This window comes from Empedobacter sp. GD03739 (assembly GCF_029843245.1).
GTDB classification, from domain to species: domain Bacteria; phylum Bacteroidota; class Bacteroidia; order Flavobacteriales; family Weeksellaceae; genus Empedobacter; species Empedobacter falsenii_B.
In genome coordinates this window covers 1-18657 of record NZ_JAOCHX010000051.1, presented here as the reverse complement: position 1 = coordinate 18657, position 18657 = coordinate 1, and the positions used below count along the sequence as shown (strand labels likewise).

The window sequence follows — 18657 nt, the reverse complement described above, 5'->3', positions numbered from 1 at the left end:
TATAATTGTAAATTGATAAAATCAGATTATATTAATCAACTTTTATTATTAAATTAATAGTGTAAAAAGTACGTTATAAATTAGATTGATTAAAAATAAAGACTTAAAAAACGTGATAAAATCAGTTGAATATTATAGTCAATAAAAAATAAAATATTGTATATTTAATCCTTCGAAGAAAGCAGATAAATAAAGGGAATTAAAGCTTTTTTCTAAATCAACAAAAACATAAGAAAGATGGATACGCCTCATGTTATTACAGACGAACAATTAGAGAGAGAGAACATTGAGATAACGAGACGTTATAAAGAGATGCTTCAAAATACATATGTCACTTTATCAGATGAAGATAAAAAGCTGATTCGTAAAGCTTTTGATTTGGCTGTTGATGCGCATAAAGATCAGCGTAGAAAAACAGGCGAGCCATATATCTATCATCCGATTGCTGTTGCCAAAATTGTTGCTGACGAAATTGGGCTTGGTGCTACATCAATTTCTGCGGCTTTAATGCATGATGTAGTAGAAGATACTGAATATACGTTAGAAGATATTGAGAAACTTTTTGGAAAAAAGATTGCAAAAATTATAGATGGATTAACAAAAATTGCTGTCTTAAATAAACAAGATGTTTCGATACAATCTGAAAATTATAAAAAATTATTACTGACTTTATCTGAAGATGTGCGTGTGATTTTGATCAAAATTGCCGATCGTTTACACAATATGCGTACGTTAGAAAGTATGCGAGAGGATAAACAGTTAAAAATAGCATCCGAAACTATTTTTATATATGCGCCTTTGGCTCACAGAATGGGATTGTATAACATCAAATCTGAACTAGAAGATTTGAGTTTGAAATACACTAAACCAGATGCATATTTTAATATTGAACATAAATTAACAGAAACTGAAGCCGAAAGAAAAAAATACATTGATGATTTCTGTAAGACTATTTCAGAAAAACTTGAAGCCGAAGGTTTAGAATTTGAGATCAAAGGTCGTTCAAAATCAATCAATTCAATTTATCGAAAAATGATTAATCAAGGAATTCCTTTCGAGGAAGTTTTTGATTTGTTTGCGATTCGTGTAATTTATCGTTCGGATAAAAAGAATGAAAAATTCTTAGCTTGGAAAATTTATTCTTTGGTGACGGATTTATTTATTCCAAATCCAAAACGTATGCGCGACTGGATTTCTCAACCCAAAACAACGGGTTATGAATCGCTTCACGTAACGGTTATGGGACCACAAGCGCGTTGGATAGAAGTACAAATTCGTTCTGAAAGAATGGATGAAGTTGCAGAAATGGGTATCGCTGCGCATTATAAATACAAAGAAAATGTATCGGACGACGACACGAAAGTTGATGAGTGGATTCATCAAGTTCGTGAAATGTTGGAGCAAGAGGATACTAAGGATGCGATTGAATTTATGGATAATTTTAAATTCAATTTGTATTCCAAAGAGATTTATGTTTTTACACCAAAAGGAGACTTGCATTCGTTGCCAAAAGGAGCTAGTTCGTTGGATTTTGCTTACTCTATTCACACCAATGTTGGTGATCATTGTTTGGGTGCAAAAGTGAACGGAAAATTGTATCCATTGTCGCATCAATTACAAAGTGGAGATCAAGTAGAAATCATTACTTCGACGCAACAAAAACCAAAATTAGAGTGGTTAGAATATGTTGTAACGAGTAAAGCGAGAAGTAAAATTAAAGCTTCTTTAAACTCAGATAAACGTAAAGTTGCAGAAGATGGAAAAGAAATTATTCAACGAAAATTAAGACACTTAAAAGTTGATTTTAGCGAGAATACGATTAATCAGTTACAGCAATACTTTAAGTTAAGTTCAAGTCAAGATGTATTTTATAATGTTGCAATGGGAATTATTGATAACAATGATTTGCGCAAATTTGCTGAACGAAATTCTGGCTTCACTGGATTGATTAATCGTTTCAGAAAATCAACATTCAATACGACTAAAAAAGATGATATTCCTGTCGATAAAACGAAATTAGATAGTCTTGTTTTTGGGAATGATGAAGAGCGTTTAGATTACGAATTAGCGAGTTGTTGTAATCCAATTCCGGGTGACAAAGTGTATGGTTTTATCACAGTTTCGAAAGGAATAAAAGTACATAAAGTCGATTGTCCAAACTCGGTTTCGTTGCAAGCAAATTATGCGTACAGAATTATAAAAGCGAAATGGATTGATTCTTCTCAACAAGAATTTAAAGCGTTGATTGAGTTGCAAGGATTGGATCGTGCTGGAATGGTAAGTGATATAACGTTAGTTATTTCGAAAAATAATTCGTTGAACATGCATAGTATTAATTTGTCTGAAGATGCAGGTATTTTTGATGGAAAGATTACGGTTTCTGTTAAAAATAAAGCCGAATTAGAAAAAATCATGATGGAAATGAAAAATATTGAAGGAATTCAATCTGTAAAACGAACATATAAAAATTAGTTTTTATAAAATATTTAATTAACTTTATGTAAATTAACAATTTATGAAAAAAATTACTATTAGCTTTTGCATTTCTTCCAATGATGAGTTTTGCTCAAGAAAATAAATTAAATGGAATTGTTTCAGGAATAAATGAGAAGGACAAAAAAGTTATTATATGTAAAAAATGTGGTACAGATAAAAAGATATATTTTGTTGATGAAAAGAAAGTTGAGAATAATGTTTTATCAACTCTGAATCCTTTATCTATAAAAAGTATTGAAGTCATTAAAACCGATCCTGAATATCCAGAAGGTAAAGTTTTAATTGTGTTAAACAAATAAAAATATCAATATGAAAAAATTATTATTAGCTTTTGCATTTCTTCCAATGTTGAGTTTTGCACAAGACAGTTCAACCGAAATTAATAAATTGTACAATCTGCAACCACAAGCAAAGTACATAAAACTAACAACTGATCCAGTATTTTTTGTAGATGGAGAAAGAGTTGATAAAAGTGTTTTTACTAAAATGAATCCAGATGATATTAAATATATTACTGTTATCAAAACAGACAAAAAATATCCAAACGGAAAAATTGAAATTATTCTGAAAAAACAGAAAGAATCATAAATAGAAAAAGTCCAACGATATGTTGGACTTTTTTATTCGCTGATGTTACTAACAAAGGCACAAAGTTACAGAAATCTTTTTGATAATATCGCTTCATTTCTATTGAATAATCTTGTTAATTTTACATCCCGAAAACAAACAAACTCACGATGAACAAACAAAACTATAATCCAATTGAAGAAGTACTTGAAAAAATCAACGAAAAAGGAGGTTGGGTTAATACGCATTCACACTTAGACAGAGCTTATTCATTGACTTCGGACACTTTCGCATTATCTAATTCTTACCTAAAAGAAAAATGGCATTTAGTTGATGACATGAAACGCAATTCATCTGTTGATGATATTTATTTCCGTATGGAAAAAGCGATTAATTTCATGTTAGAGCAAGGTTGTCAAGCAATTGGTTCTTTTATTGATGCGGATGAAGTGATCGAAGATCGTAGTATTCAAGCAGCTCAACGCTTAAAAGATAATTACGGAAAAGACATCGAAATGCGTTTTGCAAACCAAGTACTGAAAGGAGTTATCGATCCAAAAGCGCGCGAATGGTTTGATATGTCTTCTGATTTTGTGGATATTATCGGAGGTTTACCTGCAAAAGATTTCGGTCGAGAAGATGAGCATTTAGATATTTTATTATCAACTGCAAAAGCAAAAAATAAATTGGTTCACGTTCATGTTGATCAATTTAATACAGACGAAGAAAAAGAAACGGAACAATTAGCTTTGAAAACGATTGAACACGGAATGCAAGGAAAAGTTTCTGCGGTTCACTCAATTTCTGTAGCGGCTCATCCAAGAAAATATCGTTACGAATTATATGATTTAATTAAAAAAGCAGATATGCACATTGTTTCTTGTCCAACTGCTTGGATAGATCACAATCGTACAGAGCGTTTGGCGCCTTCGCACAACTCGGTAACGCCAGTTGATGAAATGATTCCAAGAGGAATTAACGTTGCCTTCGGAACAGATAATATTAATGATATTTATAAACCTTTTTCTGATGGTCATTTACTTACAGAATTGAGAGTAATGCTAGAGTCTTGTCACTTTTATGATGTGGAACAACTTTCAAATATTGCAACAGTAAATGGTTTGAAAGCTTTAGGAATTCAAAAATAAAATGTATATTTATACAAAATTAAATCTCGCTATTGCGGGATTTTTTTTGGAACATAAAATTAAAAACTACAATAAATTATGCGATTAAATGTACAGAATGAAACGGCTCAACTGCAAACCGTAGTCTTGGGTCGAGCAGAATCTAACGGAGCTAATCCTACACTTGATCAGACGTTCGATGCAAAATCTTATGAAACCGTAAAGAATAACGATTATCCAAAAGAAGAAGATTTGATTGCGGAAATGTCAGAATTTGAACAAGTTTTGAAGAAATATAATGTTGAAGTTTTACGTCCAACATTGATCGAAGATTGTAATCAAGTTTTTTCTCGTGATGTCGGTTTTGTAATTGAAGATGAATTCTTTATCGCGAATATTATTCCAGATCGTTTAGAAGAATTACAAGCCTATCGCGAAATAAAACGTCAATTCAAAGGAAATAAAATCAATGCGTTACCAGAAGAAGTTTATGTAGAAGGTGGCGATGTGATTTTGTATAACGATTTTATTTTTGTTGGAACGTACAAACAAGCAGATTTCAAAAATTATAAAACAGGACGTACAAATGTTGAGTTTGTAGAGTATATCAAAGCTAAATTTCCGAATAAAAAAGTCTTGGATTTTGAATTGAAAAAGAATGATGAAAATCCATATGAAGGAATTTTACATTTAGATTGCACATTCAATCCTGTTGGGAAAGACAAAGCAATTATTTACAAAGATGGCTTTTTATTTGAGAATGAATATCAGCAAATTGTCGATATTTTTGGAAAAGAAAATTTATTCGAAGTAACAAAAGAAGAAATGTATTGGATGAATCCAAATGTGTTTTCAATTTCTCCTGAAGTTGTTGTTTCTGAGAAAAATTTTATACGTTTAAATGATCATTTAGAAAATGTATGGAACATAAAAGTGGAACGAATTAATTACCGCGAAGTTTCTAAAATGGGAGGTTTACTAAGATGTTCTACAATGCCATTAATCAGAAAATAACATGAAACAAAAACAATATACTTCAACTATTTTAATGGTTGAGCCAACAGCTTTTTATTACAATCCAGAAACGGCTGTTAATAATTATTTCCAAACGGAAACAACAGATTCTCAAGAAGATATTCAGAAAGAAGCGTTAGAAGAATTTCAAGGAATGGTTTCTGCTTTGCGTTCAAAAGGTGTAAATGTTATCACGATCAAAGATACTGCTTCGCCACATACGCCAGATTCTATTTTTCCGAACAATTGGATTTCTTTTCACGATAACGGAAATGTAGTGTTGTATCCGATGTTTGCAAAAAACAGGAGAGAAGAGCGTCGTGAGGAAGATGTATTGAGTTTGTTGGAAGAAAAAGGTTTTCATATAGATGATGTGATTGACTTTACATCGGCAGAAGAAGACGAAATTTTCTTGGAAGGAACAGGAAGTATTATTCTTGATCGTGAACATGAACTGGCTTATGCATGTATTTCTCAACGAACTGACGAAGATTTATTGATTGAATTTTGTGAGGAATTAGAATATACACCAGTTATTTTTCATGCGAATCAAACTGTAAATGGAGAACGTAAACCGATTTATCACACCAATGTAATGATGTGTATTGCAGATAAATATGCGATTATTTGTTTAGATTCTATCGATGATAAAAAAGAAAAGAAAGCGGTTTGTGAGTACTTATTAGAAGCTGGAAAAGAAATTATTGCAATTACAGAAGCGCAAATGCATCAATTTGCTGGAAATATGTTGCAAGTAGGTGGTTTAGGACAATCATATTTGGTGATGTCGCAAACGGCTTATAATTCGCTTAATCAAGAACAAATTTCTAAAATTGAGGCTTATAATCCAATATTACCTGTTAAGATAAATTTGATTGAAAAATTAGGAGGAGGAAGCGCTCGCTGTATGATGGCGGAAGTTTTCTTACCAAAAAAATAAAAACATTTAGCTTAAAATTTACAAATCCGAGTAAAAAACTCGGATTTGTAAATCATGCAAAATAGTTTTAAACTATCTTTCAATCGGTAAATTTTCGTCAGCGCCCCATTCAGACCAAGACCCATCATAAACTTTTACCTTATCAAAACCTGCAATTGTCGAAGCTAAGGCTAGGATGGAAGCTGTAACTCCAGAACCACACGAAAAAATATTTTCTTTGGATGAATCTGTCAATTTTTCGAAAATTGCTTTCAGTTCTTCTTTTGATTTATATGTTGTATCAGCCAAAACATTTTCAAAAAATAAATTCTTAGAAGTTGGAATATGTCCGCTTCGTAAACCTTGTCTTGGCTCAGAAGAAGTACCCTTGAAACGCCCTTCTGATCGTGCATCTATAATTATTTTCGAATCATCATTTATTGCATTTAATATAACTTGTGTATCGGCAAACCAATTTAATTGAAAATCAGCAATAAAGTTACCTTTTACAGTAGATTGAAAATAAATAGAAGTTGTGACAAAATTATTATCCATCCAAACAGGTAATCCGCCATCTAAAACATATACTTCATTGTGTCCCATTGCTTTGAACATCCACCAAACTCTCGGACTCGAATAAACTCCCCAACGATCATAACAAACGATGATAGAATTTTGATTAATGCCCAAATTTTGAGCTTCTTTTGTAAAAGTTTTTTCATCAACAAGTGTATGAGGAAATTGCGAAGAATGATCAGAAAATTTTCCTTCCAAATCAAAGAAAATAGAATTCGGAATTAATTTTAATTCTTGATCTTTTATTGATTGTCCAACTTTATCAATCGTACAATCTAAAATAATTAAATTTTTAAGATCTAGATTATCATGTAATTCTTGTGTTGATATGATTGGTGAATTGAAAGTCATTTCTAATTTATTTTTTATAAAAGTAAAAAAACGCAACCATATTTGGTTACGTTTTCTTATCTATCTTATTTATTTTTTCTTTAACTGATAATTTTGTGCTAAAGCTCCAGTAATTTCATTTCCTTCTAAATCTAATTGGAATAAAATATTCTCTCCAACCTTATAACGTTTATATTCATCGTCTTTTGTTTTTAATGAAATTGAATTACCATCATCAGTCCACGTAATATTACCTTGATTTTCAACCTTTAGGTTTTTGTCGATATATTCCTCTGTTAAGGTATATGTATTATCTTGATTTAAGGTTAATTCTGTTTTAATTCCTTCACAATCAGCACAAGGAATCACGCCCTCATAAGTTCCGTCCCAATCTAAAGCAGATTGAGAAGTAGAATCATCGATTTTTTGTGATGACTTATTTTCAGTGGTAGGAGTACTTTCAGTCTTTTTTTCGCAAGCTGTGAATAATATGCTTGTAAAAGCACATAATACAAATAATTTTTTCATAATATATTTATTTTAAGGTTATTATTTTAAGTTAAAGCCAACTTTTATCATTGGTCCAAACATATCCATATCATAAACAAAGTTGGAATTGTTACTTCCTTTCTCGTAGTCCATACTTATGATTTGATAGCCCGCCATTGCGTAAAATAAATCAGAAAATTGATAACCAGCCAATCCTTCTAATTGCCATGCTAATTTTGATCCGATTCCAAATCCTCCAATTTCTCCAGAAACATTATACAAAAACTTTTTGTTTGGTAAACTTCTTGTTCTTGCAACTAACATTGGATCTACCCAAGTTTTAGAAATACTACGATCTAAATGCATTGGTTTTAAAGAAACTGGATTGATTAGATTTACATCAAATCCAGATTTAATATTTACAAGGTTCATACTAATACCAGCTTCTAGCCAAGGTGTAATTTTTCTCAATAAACCTGCTTCAAAAGAGAATTGTTTTGCTGTTAATTTACCATCCAAAACTAAAGGGTCTTTTTTAACATTTGCAGCTAAAGAAGCATAAATAATATCAGATGTAATCACCCAATCTTTATTTTCGGCTTCAAAAGTTAACATTCCAGCAAATTTCAAATGCTCAAAAAAGTCTGAAGGGGATTGACTTACATGTACATTCGGAAGTCGAGAAACACTCGCTTTTCCTTTCATATGAGGCAACATCATATTTGGCTCTACTTTGAAATGCCAAGAATCATCTGGCTGAATTGAGTCTTGAGCAAATGTTTGCGTACTTGATGCTAATAGAATTAAAAATGTGCTTTTTTGAAAAAAGTTAAACATAATTTTTTAAAGTTTCGTTTTATTAATTATTTCAAATAATAGAGAGAAAAGTTAAGTTAGTTATGGTTTTATTATAGGTTAAGTTTCTTATTAAATTGTCTAGATAAATCTAGTTTCATTCCCAATGTAAAAACACTTTGTTCTTTTTTACCAACATAATTTTTACCAAAAGAGATACGCTGTTCTGTATATAATTGTACATATTTCATCGGATAATATTCTAATCCTGTAATGAAATCACTTCGTCTGAAATTTTTATCAATGATTATATTTTCTACAGATTTCTTTGTTTCAGGAACATATAAATTATAACCTCCTAAAATTGAAAATTTATTTAGTTTATATTTCAACGCTGTCTCAAAACCTTTTGCATCAAAAACATATGAAGGATTAATTGTATTTTCAGATTGATATGAAATAGGTATAAAATCACCATTTTGCTGTAAAATTCCAAGTAGACTAACATCAAATTGTTTACTCGTATATTTTAAACCAATTGAATAAAAAGTTGGATGTCCTGATAAACCTAAGATATGATTATCATCAATTAAGTTTTGAGCTATAAAAGCACGGTTAAATGCAGCTCCAATACTAATATTTTGATTTAATTCTAATTGAGCTGAAAAACCAAAACCATCAATAATCTTATCATCATTTCCACCTTTTGTTTGGATTTGAGCACCAAATTGAAAAGCTTTAATTTTATTTCTATAAATTATTGATTGATCTGCTCGTCCTGTTCCTAGCAAACCACCATCTGTTCCACCTGTAAAAGTTGCAGAAGCGCGTCCTCCAAATACATTAAAACGATCTGTATAAGCTGTAACATCTCGGTAAACACTCCATTGTTTACCAAATGTTATTTTACCATATTTAGACAAATCAATTCCTAAGTAACCCAAGCGATTACCAAAAACTTGTTGTTTTTGTTCTGAAACAATTGTCAAAAGATCACTATCTAGATTTCCATCAACATTAAACGACGAGTTTCCTTTGAACATATTTATTTGTAATTCAACACCAGCTACAAATGCAATGTTTCCTTTTTTTAGATTAATTTCAATTCCAGCACGAGAGGCATTTTCTTGTAGCTCCATTACTTTATCATGCATAGCAAGATGACCTCTCAAACTAGTGTAAGGTCTTATCGAAATATCAATTGAATCATTCGATTGTTGAGCATTAACAATAAATCCAAATAATAGAAAGGCAGGTATAAAATGTTTGTTATTGGCAATCATATTGAATGTTGATTTAGAACAATTTGTCAAAAAATATTAATTAATTTTTCGATCTAAATTCCAACAAATGTAAATGGTTTTGCATCACTAAAAAGTTGTGAAGTTTCGCCAGCATATGTTTCATTTTTACTTACGCTTAATCGTTTTGTTTTTGCATTTTTACTAAAATCAATTTTCTTTAAATCAACCCAAAATGTATTTGGAGTTTTTGTAGTTTCAAAGTAATAAACAAGATTTTTGTGATCTGAAACTGATCTCCATCTTGTAGATGATATGTTAGGTTCTGCTTCTGAAGAAATTCCTAACGGAACCGATACATTTCTGATAACACTAAAAACACTTGCAATAGAAGTGCGAGTATCAGCGGTTTGCGGAATTGCATTAATGTAATATGATGCTCTTACATAACGATCAGCAGCTCTGTTAGTTCCTGGTAACATAATTGTTCCTGGAATCCCTTTCCAATATTGATTAATTGCTAATTGCTCATCAAAAACTGGAGAATTTGTCATTACTGTATAAGAAGGATCATGGTGTATTTTTAATTTCCCGTTTACATATTCGAAAATTGCATTGTCTCCATTTGCATCAGAAATTGAAAGATGTAAAGTTGTAAATTTTTGAGTACCTGGAATGTAGTCAGAAACAATTACAAATTTTTCTTTTCTCAAATCATCTACAGCTTCTTTTACTGTAGCATAATTATCTAAAACATATTGTGCCCAAGCTGCAATTGTAACACCTGGCTTTGTTCCTTTTGGATTAAATTGAGGATACTGGCTTTCTACTAACCACAAAACATTCGCAACAAGTCCTTTTTCGTTCATGCCATCTGTTGTCGCAATGTCCCAAGCACTTGCAATTACACTTCCGTATTTTGAAGTCCATTTTTCCGAAGCATTTCCAACGTTGCCAGATCGATCTATACCTCTAGGAAAAACTAATATGAGCTTATTATTTATCAAAATAATGTTATAGATGTTAATCGTTAATTTCTTTAATTATAAAATTTAAACAATTGAAATAGAGTAAATAATAATTATAGAAACAAAAAAAAACGCAACTAATTAAGTTGCGTTTTTAGAATTATCTTTTATAAGATTATTTTGGATTTGTTACTTCAGAAACTGGTTCGCCAATATTTCCGTTTGGCTCTTCTATATGTAGCAAAGCGGCAACTGTAGGTGCGATATCTGTCATATAAACACGGTTATTATTTTTACCATGTTTTATACCCCAACCCATCAAAACAAATGGAATGTGAGCATCGTAAGCCCCCCAAGTTCCGTGTGTTGTTCCTCCAGCATTTTGTTTTCCGCCGTACCATTGTGGTTCTAAAATATAAGTAATAGCACCGCTACGTTTACGATTGTAACCGTTAACCATTCGTTCTTTGATAATCGCAGGAATAGAAGCTTCTCCAATTTTATCCATATCAGCTACGAAAGAAACACCATCAACTTTTTGCATAAACTTTACGATTTCTTCTTTGATATCTTCTTCGTCTAATTTATTTTGTTCGATCGTTTGATAATTCAAATGAACCTGATAATTTGTCAATGAGCGTACAATATCAGTAGATTTGAATTTCTCTTGTAATTTAGCGTTTAATCCTTTTTTTACTTCTCCAGTTGGAAAGTATCCTGCATTACCTTTTTTATCTTGGAAATATTTAGGATTATGAGCTCCACCATGATCTGCAGTCAAGAAAACTAAATATTGTCCTTTTCCAACTTTTTGGTCTAAGTGATTAAATAATTGTTCCAAGTCTTTATCTAAACGCAAATAAGTATCTTCGGCTTCGATTGTATTTGGAGAAAATTGATGTCCAACATAATCAGTAGAAGAGAAACTAACCGCTAAAAAATCTGTAATTCCTTTCTCATTTTGACCTAATTTTTCGTTATCAATAATTTCAATCGCAATATCTTTTGTCAACGAATTTCCGAAAGGAGTAGAGCGAATCAAACCTAAACCATTGTCTTTTTTCAACGCTTTCAAATCATAAGGAAATTGCATTTTATCTAATCCTTTATAATTTTCGCGATATGGATTTCCATCTTTTTCACTTTGTACATAAGTATCAATCGGATAAAGTGTGTTCCATTTGTCTAAATATTTTTCAGCAACTTTTTTATCATTGAATTTTTGTAACCATTTTGGCAACTCATTCATATAAAATGTACTCGAAACCCAGTTTCCAGATTCTCCATCAAACCAAAAAGCAGCATCAGCAAAATGACCTGCAGGTAATATTCCTCCACGATCTTTTAACGAAACTCCATATACTTTTGAACGGAAATTTGTTGATAATTTTAATTGATCAGTAACTGTAGATGTCAACAAGTTTTTTGGAGACATTTTTCCTGCTTTTGATGAAGTTCCAACCCCATTTACAGCATCATCTTGCGTACAATACATTTCTTGTCCTGTAGCTTGAATGATAAAATCGTTTCCAGCAATTCCGTGAATAGCAGGCACAGAACCTGTATAAATAGTGCTATGACCGATAGCTGTATAAGTAGGTATATAAGGAATATAGGTATTTTCGTTGCTAAAACCTTCGTTTAACATACGATTGAAACCTCCTGTAGAATATCTATCTTGGTAACGATATAAATAATCCCATCGCATTTGATCGACAACGATACCAACTACTAGTTTTGGACGGCTAACCTCTTGTTGCGCATATAGCGAAAGACCAGCAAATAACCCTAAAACACTTAAAAAAGTCTTATTAAATTTCATTTTAAAAATTTTACACATAGCAAATGTAACAATTAAATTTTGGGCTAAATTTAAATAATAATTAAAAAATTAGTAAATTAAACAAAATCATAAAAAAATAGAATATGAGTGCAAAGCCTGTAGAAATAGTAGAAATTTTTGATGTTTCAATTGATAAAGTGTGGAATGCCTTAACGACAAAATCTGCTTTTGATAAATGGTATTTTGATATTAAGAAGTTTGTTCCAGAAGTTGGATTCGAATTTGAGTTTTATGGCGGATCGTATTTACATCACTGTAAAATAGTAGAAGTAGAGCCGACTAAATTGTTAGCTTATACATGGAAATATCCTGTCTACGAAGGAAATTCTGTTGTTACATTTATTTTGGATGAATTAACAGATGAAATTGTTCCGCAAACAAAATTAACGTTGATTCATGAAGGAATTGAAACTTTTCCGCCTGATGATAAAAATTTCTCGCGCGAAAGTTTTGAAGCTGGTTGGACAGAAATTATCCGAATTAGTTTGAAAAATTATTTGGAAGGAAATTATGAAGAAGATTCGAAAGTCGAATAAATAAAAAAAGGAACTTCGTCAAGTTCCTTTTAATTTTTTTTTACAGCTTATTATTTTTTGAATAATACTGTGATTCCTTCTTGATTTGGTAAAATCGGACGAGGATCTTCTGCTGTTACTATTCCAGCTTTTTCTTTTCTTAAATTCGCAACCCAAAATGGAATCCAAGAAATAGCCATCGTTGCAAAAAAGATGATACCCCAGAATCCGCATAAAGCGATTGTTAAGAATAATAAGAAACCTAAAAATTGAATCATGATTTTATTTTTATGTGATACAAACTTAGTAAATAAAATTTATAGAAATACTAACATTAATCACTTTTCTTTCATCAAACGATTTCTTAAATTTGTGAGATAAGTAAACAATATATAAATAATAAAAAATACCAAAATGGAATACAGAATTGAGAAAGACACCATGGGGGAAGTAAAAGTTCCTGCAGATAAATACTGGGGTGCTCAAACAGAACGTTCTCGTAACAACTTTAAAATTGGTCCTGCGGCTTCTATGCCTCACGAAATTGTAGAAGGTTTCGCTTATCTTAAGAAAGCTGCTGCTTATGCAAATGCTGAATTAGGTGTTTTACCAGTTGAAAAACGTGATGCTATTGCTGCTGTATGTGACGAAATTTTAGCAGGAAAATTAGATGATCAATTTCCTTTAGTAATTTGGCAAACAGGTTCAGGAACTCAATCTAATATGAATGTGAATGAAGTTGTTGCTAATCGTGCGCAAGTTTTAGCTGGATTCAAAATTGGAGAAGGTGAACCAGTTCTTAAAGCGAATGACGACGTTAACAAATCTCAATCTTCTAATGATACTTTCCCAACAGGTATGCACATTGCTGCTTACAAAGCTGTTGTTGAAGTAACAATTCCAGGTGTTGAGCAATTACGTGACACATTAGCTAAGAAAGCAGAAGAGTTTAAATCTGTTGTAAAAATTGGTCGTACACACTTAATGGATGCAACTCCATTAACTTTAGGTCAAGAGATTTCTGGATATGTAGCGCAATTAAACCACGGTTTAAAAGCTTTAAGAAATACATTAGAGCATTTATCTGAAGTTGCTTTAGGTGGAACTGCTGTAGGTACAGGTCTTAACACGCCAGAAGGATACGATGTTTTAGTTGCTAAATACATTGCTGAATTTACAGGTCATCCATTTGTAACAGCAGAAAATAAGTTCGAAGCATTAGCTGCTCACGATGCAATCGTAGAAACTCACGGAGCTTTGAAACAATTAGCTGTTTCATTAAACAAAATTGCAAATGACGTTCGTATGTTAGCTTCTGGACCTCGTTCAGGTATTGGAGAAATTATCATTCCAGAAAACGAACCAGGATCTTCTATCATGCCAGGTAAAGTAAATCCAACTCAATGTGAGGCATTAACAATGGTTGCAGCTCAAGTTATGGGTAACGATGTTGCAATTACAATTGGAGGAACTCAAGGTCATTACGAATTGAATGTTTTCAAACCAGTTATGGCTGCAAACTTCTTGCAATCTGCACGTTTATTAGGAGATGCTTGTGTATCTTTTGACGAGCATTGTGCGCAAGGTATCGAGCCAAATTATGCTCGTATTAAAGAATTAGTTGATAATTCATTAATGTTAGTTACAGCGCTTAATACAAAAATTGGTTACTACAAAGCTGCAGAAATTGCTCAAACAGCTCATAAAAATAACTCTACGTTAAAAGAAACTGCAATCGCATTAGGATATGTAACTGCCGAAGAATTTGACGAATGGGTAAAACCTGAAGATATGGTTGGTTCTTTGAAATAAGAAATTTTAAATCATTATATCACAGAGAGGTTGCTTAGGTAACCTCTTTTTTTGTTAAATTTATTTAAATTTGAGAAAAAGTTCCTTTCTTAAGAGGAAAAATTGTAACTTTAGTAAAAGTTTAGAATTATGGCAACTGTTAAACTAAAAAAATACGAACAAATCATAAATGAAATCCCTGAAGTAAGAGATTTTACGAGTGTTTATTTTTACGTAAATCGTTATAATATTGATCAAAAATACATTCAATATCTTGATGAATTATCAACGCTAAAAGACGAAATAATCTCAAGTTGGTTAAATATCACAACGCGTACCTACAGAAATTACAAAACAAAAGATGTATCTCTTAAAGACAATACAAAAGAGCATATTGTTTTATTGATTTCTTTATACAAGCACGGTTTGGAGGTTTTCAATACAAAAGATGATTTTGAGAAATGGTTAACAACGCCTAATGTTTTGTTAGATAAAAAATCGCCAGCAGATTTTCTTGATACAGTTTCAGGTCTCAAATTTATCGATAATCGTTTAACTGCGATAGAGTACGGAGAAAACGTGTAATAATGTTAGTTTTCAATATTCGTAAAGCGAGATATTCAAAATCATTACAAGCTTCTGGAGTTGCCAACAGATGGAATAAAAATGATGAATTTGTTATTTACACAGGAAGTTCTCGTGCGCTCTCAACCTTAGAATTGGTCGTGCACCGAAGTTCTATTAGCATTGATAATTCGTACAAATTATTAGTGATAGAAATTGATTGTGAAGAAGATGAGATTTATGAAATAAAGAAGTCTAAATTACCTAAAAATTGGCAATCTGTAGAGGCTTATCCCGAGTTACAAGAAATTGGTTCTGCTTGGTATCAAGATTTTAAATATTTGGTCATGAAAGTTCCATCGTCAATTATTCCAAAAGAGTATAATTATTTAATCAATACAAAACATCCTGGTTTTGCTTCAAAGGTTAAAATCAAAGAATTAGAAGATTATAATTGGGATGATCGTTTGTTATAAAAAAAAAAATCGACTAAATATTTAGCCGATTTTTTTATAAATATTTTAGAGATTATTAAATCTTTTTATACTTTAACAATAAACTATTTGTTACAACACTTACACTACTCAAAGCCATTGCAGCACCAGCAATCATAGGATCTAATAAAAATCCATTAATTGGATAAAGCACTCCAGCAGCGATTGGAATTCCTATTACATTGTAAATAAATGCCCAAAATAAATTTTGATGAATTGTTTTGACCGTTTGCGTAGATAAATTAATTGCATGATCGATTTTTGTCAAATCTCCGCCAATCAAGGTAACTTCTGCCACATCAATCGCAATATCAGAACCATTTCCCATCGCAATCGAAACATCCGCCTGAGCCAACGCTGCACTGTCGTTAATTCCATCACCAACCATTGCAACAACTTTTCCTTTTTGTTGCAAATCTTTGATAATATTCATTTTATCATTTGGTAAAGCATTTGCGACCACTTGATCAATTCCGACTTGTTTTGCAATTGCATTTGCCGAAAACTCGTTGTCACCAGTTACCATCCAAACTTCAATTCCTTTTTCATGAAAAGCTTTAATAGCTTCAACAGAAGTTGCTTTTATTTCATCAGAAATTCCAATTAATCCCAAAACTTTTTCATCATTTCCAAAGAAAGAAGTGGTATAATTTTTAGTCGAAAAATCTTGAATAGCTTGTTCAACCTTTTCATCAATCTGAATATTTAATTCATTTATCCAACTTGTTTTTCCAACATAATAAACTTTATCTAAAATATTAGCTTTCAAACCTTTTCCAGATACATCTTCAATTTTTAGTTCAGGTAAAATATCTTGCTCTCCAATATGTTCTGTAATCGCTTTTGCTAAAGGATGTTGCGAATTATTTTCGATTGTATAAAGTACATTTTTAGCAGAATCATCAAACCAAATCAATTCTTGTACTTTCGGTTTTCCTTCGGTAATTGTTCCTGTTTTATCTAAAATAATTGTATCAATTTTCTTCGCTAATTCTAAACTTTCGGCATTTTTGATCAAAATTCCTTGCTCAGCACCTTTTCCCATTCCAACCATAATCGCGGTAGGCGTTGCCAATCCAAGTGCACAAGGACAAGCAATAACAAGCACAGTAATCATCGATAAAAGTGCCATTGTAAAAGCATTTTCTTGACCTAAAATTAACCAAGTAATAAACGTTAAAATTGCAATAATAATCACAATCGGAACAAAAACACCTGCAATTTTGTCTACCAATTGTTGAACTGGCGCTTTACTTCCTTGTGCATTTTTTACTGATTGAATAATTTGAGCCAAAAGTGTATCATTCCCTACTTTCAAGGCTTTATATTGAATAGGAGAGTTTTGGTTTAAGGTCCCTGAAAAAACATTTGCATCAATTCCTTTTTCAACTGGAATTGGTTCTCCTGTCAATGAACTTTCATCGATAAAAGATTCTCCCGAAACAATAATTCCATCAACCGCAATTTTATCTCCAGGTTTTGCAACAATCAAATCACCAATTTGTACATCTTCAATTTTCACTTCAACCTGATCTCCATCTTTCACAACCAACACAGTATTAGGTTGTAATCCGATTAATTTCTTGATCGCTTCGGAAGTATTTCCTTTCGCACGTTCTTCCATCAATTTACCAATCAAGATAAAAACGATGATTAAACCAGCAGCCTCGAAATAAGGATGCGCGTGTAAACCTTTGCTGTGCCAATATTCTGGAAATAATGTATTGAAAACGCTAAAAAGATAGGCTACACTAGTACTCAAAGCAACCAAAGTATCCATATTAGCCGATTTATTTTTCAATTGTTTCCAAGCCCCGACGAAAAATTGTTGTCCAAAAATGAAAAGAATTGGCGTAGAAAGTGCCCACATAATGTAATTTCCGTAAGGCATATCCATAAAAAACATTCCGATAATAAATAAAGGAACTCCAAATATTAGCGCCCAAATCACTTTATTTTTCAGCGTTTTATACTTTTCTTCGTGAAGTTGTTCTATTTCTTCATCTTGATTTTTAGACTCATCAATCACCAAATCATAGCCAACTTCTACTAAAGCATTTTTCAAATTTTCTGGAGAAACAAGAGTAGGAATGTACTCGATTTTTCCCATTCCATTTCCGTAATTCACCTCCGCATTTACAACGCCCAACTGACGATTAAGATTTGCTTGAGAACTGCTTGCGCATGAAGCACACGTCATATTGAGAACGGGATACGATTTTTCGACAGAATCTATTTTGAAGTTATTTTGCTTTAAAATTTCATAGATTTTAGGTGAGACTTTCCATAATTTTTTTGCCGAAACATTAATCGTTTTAGCATCTAAATTCACAGTATATTCATCAAGATTTTCTATTTCAGAAAGTAATTTATTGATGAGTTCAACATTTTTTTCTGAATTCAAATTGGTAATCGGTATAGTAAGTGTTTGTGCATTCATAAGAGTAATTTTATAGGACAAATTTCCAAAGATTTTGGCAAGAAAATATTATATAATTAGAGGTTAAAGTTACACTTTTTACCAATTACTTTAAAATGATATTAAAACGTTTTACGCCATCATTTTGTTGATAATACAAATAACCATAATCTTAGGAGGTTCGAGTTTTTATTTGATGAATCGAACTTTAACTGTAAGTGCAAATGAATTGATGATAAAAGACGTTTCTGAAGATTATTTGGATTATTTAATTTTGGATAATTAGAACATATGGATATTCCAAAAAGGATATCTAAACTCTATAAAAAATATCTGTCTAGGAGATTCTTTAATTTTCTTATTTAACATAATATATATTATAACATTATTATTTCTATGAAATATTAATGTTAATAATCTTTATTATGTTAAATTGAATAACCTTATACCACTAACTTATATTTAATGTTGCGTTTAAATATTTTTCATTAAATTTATAATTAACAAAA

General features: G+C 31.4%; 18 protein-coding genes. 10 read left to right on the top strand and 8 right to left on the bottom strand.

What is annotated here, in order from left to right; genetic code table 11:
- The first annotated feature begins 237 nt into the window (after positions 1-237).
- The 6 genes from N5E64_RS13510 (at position 238) to ctlX (ending at position 6144) form a co-directional block, all read left to right on the top strand.
- A complete protein-coding gene (locus tag N5E64_RS13510; protein ID WP_280037945.1) occupies positions 238-2472 on the top strand; it encodes a RelA/SpoT family protein in 2235 nt (744 codons plus the stop codon).
- 80 nt (positions 2473-2552) lie between these two features.
- Positions 2553-2795, top strand: a complete 243-nt coding sequence (locus N5E64_RS13505) for a hypothetical protein (RefSeq protein ID WP_280037943.1) — start codon at positions 2553-2555, stop codon at positions 2793-2795.
- A 10-nt stretch (positions 2796-2805) separates the two neighbouring features.
- Positions 2806-3084, top strand: a complete 279-nt coding sequence (locus N5E64_RS13500; RefSeq protein ID WP_280037942.1) for a hypothetical protein — start codon at positions 2806-2808, stop codon at positions 3082-3084.
- Between the two features lie 149 nt (positions 3085-3233).
- A complete protein-coding gene (locus tag N5E64_RS13495) occupies positions 3234-4211 on the top strand; it encodes an amidohydrolase family protein (RefSeq protein WP_125349365.1) in 978 nt (325 codons plus the stop codon).
- Positions 4212-4289: 78 nt separating this feature from the next.
- Entirely contained in the window at positions 4290-5204 is a 915-nt protein-coding gene (locus tag N5E64_RS13490) for an amidinotransferase (protein ID WP_280037939.1), read from the top strand.
- A 1-nt stretch (position 5205) separates the two neighbouring features.
- The gene (ctlX, locus tag N5E64_RS13485; protein ID WP_280037938.1) at positions 5206-6144 is read left to right on the top strand and encodes a citrulline utilization hydrolase CtlX; all 939 of its coding nucleotides are present in this window, start codon (positions 5206-5208) and stop codon (positions 6142-6144) included.
- Positions 6145-6216: 72 nt separating this feature from the next.
- Here ctlX and N5E64_RS13480 read toward each other — a convergent pair whose 3' ends face one another.
- The 6 genes from N5E64_RS13480 to pafA all read right to left on the bottom strand — a co-directional run bounded on the left by N5E64_RS13480 (position 6217) and on the right by pafA (position 12344).
- Positions 6217-7050 carry a sulfurtransferase gene (locus N5E64_RS13480; RefSeq protein ID WP_280037937.1) on the bottom strand — a complete coding sequence of 278 codons (834 nt, stop codon included), beginning with the start codon at positions 7048-7050 and terminating at the stop codon, positions 6217-6219.
- A 69-nt stretch (positions 7051-7119) separates the two neighbouring features.
- Positions 7120-7557 carry a copper resistance protein NlpE gene (locus N5E64_RS13475; protein ID WP_115000560.1) on the bottom strand — a complete coding sequence of 146 codons (438 nt, stop codon included), beginning with the start codon at positions 7555-7557 and terminating at the stop codon, positions 7120-7122.
- A gap of 21 nt (positions 7558-7578) precedes the next feature.
- Positions 7579-8355, bottom strand: a complete 777-nt coding sequence (locus N5E64_RS13470) for a hypothetical protein (protein WP_115000558.1) — start codon at positions 8353-8355, stop codon at positions 7579-7581.
- Between the two features lie 71 nt (positions 8356-8426).
- On the bottom strand, positions 8427-9596 hold the full coding sequence (locus N5E64_RS13465) for a porin (protein WP_280037936.1): 1170 nt from the start codon (positions 9594-9596) through the stop codon (positions 8427-8429).
- Between the two features lie 53 nt (positions 9597-9649).
- Positions 9650-10561, bottom strand: coding sequence for a linear amide C-N hydrolase (locus tag N5E64_RS13460; RefSeq protein WP_280037934.1), 912 nt, complete (start codon positions 10559-10561; stop codon positions 9650-9652).
- A 136-nt stretch (positions 10562-10697) separates the two neighbouring features.
- Positions 10698-12344: an alkaline phosphatase PafA gene (pafA, locus tag N5E64_RS13455; protein WP_219034874.1), complete on the bottom strand. Its 1647-nt coding sequence runs from the start codon at positions 12342-12344 to the stop codon at positions 10698-10700.
- A gap of 104 nt (positions 12345-12448) precedes the next feature.
- Between pafA and N5E64_RS13450 the strand changes: the two genes are divergently transcribed.
- On the top strand, positions 12449-12901 hold the full coding sequence (locus N5E64_RS13450) for an SRPBCC domain-containing protein (protein ID WP_115000556.1): 453 nt from the start codon (positions 12449-12451) through the stop codon (positions 12899-12901).
- Between the two features lie 50 nt (positions 12902-12951).
- On the opposite strand, the gene N5E64_RS13445 is transcribed toward N5E64_RS13450, so the two are convergent.
- On the bottom strand, positions 12952-13158 hold the full coding sequence (locus tag N5E64_RS13445) for a hypothetical protein (protein ID WP_038334195.1): 207 nt from the start codon (positions 13156-13158) through the stop codon (positions 12952-12954).
- 136 nt (positions 13159-13294) lie between these two features.
- Between N5E64_RS13445 and fumC the strand changes: the two genes are divergently transcribed.
- The 3 genes from fumC to N5E64_RS13430 all read left to right on the top strand — a co-directional run bounded on the left by fumC (position 13295) and on the right by N5E64_RS13430 (position 15711).
- Positions 13295-14692, top strand: coding sequence for a class II fumarate hydratase (gene fumC / locus N5E64_RS13440; protein WP_180904387.1), 1398 nt, complete (start codon positions 13295-13297; stop codon positions 14690-14692).
- A gap of 129 nt (positions 14693-14821) precedes the next feature.
- Positions 14822-15256: an antitoxin Xre/MbcA/ParS toxin-binding domain-containing protein gene (locus tag N5E64_RS13435; protein WP_038334185.1), complete on the top strand. Its 435-nt coding sequence runs from the start codon at positions 14822-14824 to the stop codon at positions 15254-15256.
- A gap of 2 nt (positions 15257-15258) precedes the next feature.
- Positions 15259-15711 carry an RES family NAD+ phosphorylase gene (locus N5E64_RS13430; RefSeq protein WP_280037933.1) on the top strand — a complete coding sequence of 151 codons (453 nt, stop codon included), beginning with the start codon at positions 15259-15261 and terminating at the stop codon, positions 15709-15711.
- Between the two features lie 55 nt (positions 15712-15766).
- Here the strand turns inward: N5E64_RS13430 and N5E64_RS13425 are convergent, their stop codons facing one another.
- Entirely contained in the window at positions 15767-18169 is a 2403-nt protein-coding gene (locus N5E64_RS13425; protein ID WP_280037932.1) for a heavy metal translocating P-type ATPase, read from the bottom strand.
- Positions 18170-18657 lie beyond the last annotated feature (488 nt).

Bases quoted from the DNA above. Each gene is read 5' to 3' on its own strand.
- pafA (WP_219034874.1), bottom strand. From the start codon at position 12,344: ATGAAATTTAATAAGACTTTTTTAAGTGTTTTAGGGTTATTTGCTGGT.
- N5E64_RS13435 (WP_038334185.1), top strand. From the start codon at position 14,822: ATGGCAACTGTTAAACTAAAAAAATACGAACAAATCATAAATGAAATC.
- N5E64_RS13470 (WP_115000558.1), bottom strand. From the start codon at position 8,355: ATGTTTAACTTTTTTCAAAAAAGCACATTTTTAATTCTATTAGCATCA.
- fumC (WP_180904387.1), top strand. From the start codon at position 13,295: ATGGAATACAGAATTGAGAAAGACACCATGGGGGAAGTAAAAGTTCCT.
- ctlX (WP_280037938.1), top strand. From the start codon at position 5,206: ATGAAACAAAAACAATATACTTCAACTATTTTAATGGTTGAGCCAACA.
- N5E64_RS13430 (WP_280037933.1), top strand. From the start codon at position 15,259: ATGTTAGTTTTCAATATTCGTAAAGCGAGATATTCAAAATCATTACAA.
- N5E64_RS13450 (WP_115000556.1), top strand. From the start codon at position 12,449: ATGAGTGCAAAGCCTGTAGAAATAGTAGAAATTTTTGATGTTTCAATT.
- N5E64_RS13490 (WP_280037939.1), top strand. From the start codon at position 4,290: ATGCGATTAAATGTACAGAATGAAACGGCTCAACTGCAAACCGTAGTC.
- N5E64_RS13480 (WP_280037937.1), bottom strand. From the start codon at position 7,050: ATGACTTTCAATTCACCAATCATATCAACACAAGAATTACATGATAAT.
- N5E64_RS13510 (WP_280037945.1), top strand. From the start codon at position 238: ATGGATACGCCTCATGTTATTACAGACGAACAATTAGAGAGAGAGAAC.
- N5E64_RS13425 (WP_280037932.1), bottom strand. From the start codon at position 18,169: ATGAATGCACAAACACTTACTATACCGATTACCAATTTGAATTCAGAA.
- N5E64_RS13500 (WP_280037942.1), top strand. From the start codon at position 2,806: ATGAAAAAATTATTATTAGCTTTTGCATTTCTTCCAATGTTGAGTTTT.
- N5E64_RS13495 (WP_125349365.1), top strand. From the start codon at position 3,234: ATGAACAAACAAAACTATAATCCAATTGAAGAAGTACTTGAAAAAATC.
- N5E64_RS13475 (WP_115000560.1), bottom strand. From the start codon at position 7,557: ATGAAAAAATTATTTGTATTATGTGCTTTTACAAGCATATTATTCACA.
- N5E64_RS13445 (WP_038334195.1), bottom strand. From the start codon at position 13,158: ATGATTCAATTTTTAGGTTTCTTATTATTCTTAACAATCGCTTTATGC.
- N5E64_RS13505 (WP_280037943.1), top strand. From the start codon at position 2,553: ATGATGAGTTTTGCTCAAGAAAATAAATTAAATGGAATTGTTTCAGGA.
- N5E64_RS13465 (WP_280037936.1), bottom strand. From the start codon at position 9,596: ATGATTGCCAATAACAAACATTTTATACCTGCCTTTCTATTATTTGGA.